Below are 722 nucleotides of genomic sequence, written 5' to 3'. Positions count from 1 at the left end.
CGCAGGCCATTGTGGTCGAAGATAACAAAAACCCCGGGAAAGTGTTGAAAATTTTCTTTGATGATGTTTCGGCCGATGAGGTCGCGCGGCAAGCAGATTCTTTCCGGCTATTTTATGGAAAGAATTCTGCCTGTATTATTGCGCAGGGAATTATTCAGTTGGATAAAATTGATGGTGTTCCTTTGTCCAAGGTTGATTATTTTTATGATAATGCAGCGGAGGATTTTATTTTGTTATTATACGAAATGTGTGAAAAAGGTTGTCCTCCCACAGATATGTCGGAAAATAACTTTTTATACAATGCCTCAAGGAACCAATTTTACCCTGTTGATATCTCCTATTTCCCTGGAGACAACATTGACAGTAGCGGTTTGCATTATATTCTCAAGTTCATCGAAGAAAAAAGCAAACCTCAGCCAGTTGGGGCATCGACAATGACGGGTATAGCGATATAGGCGGAAACATTGATTGTATCGTTGGCATAAACATTGCTAAATCGGTATACGGCAGCCCATATTCATCAACAAGGATCATCACCATGTGTCTCGGCATTCCCGGAAAAGTCATCGCATTAGCGGACAACGTACAGGATACGGCGTGGGTGGATGTCTGCGGCGTTAAGCGTGAAGTGAATGTCGCGCTGGTGGCAGACGGCGTTGACGCTGCCAGCCTGATCGGCAGTTGGGTATTGGTACACGTCGGATTTGCCATGAGTCGGCTGG

At 44.7% G+C, this 722-nt stretch carries 1 protein-coding gene and 1 pseudogene; both read left to right on the top strand.

The genetic code is table 11. The features are described from left to right. Nucleotides 1-455 (top strand): annotated as a pseudogene (locus tag J5224_RS32715) (hypothetical protein); the annotation flags it as partial. An 83-nt stretch (nt 456-538) separates the two neighbouring features. After that, a partial coding sequence (gene hypC, locus J5224_RS32710; RefSeq protein WP_264629084.1) for a HypC/HybG/HupF family hydrogenase formation chaperone occupies nt 539-722 on the top strand: 184 nt, incomplete at its 3' end.

Source organism: Candidatus Symbiopectobacterium sp. NZEC135, assembly GCF_025962695.1.
Note: the sequence above shows the minus strand (reverse complement) of the source record. Positions and strands in the feature narration are given on the sequence as shown.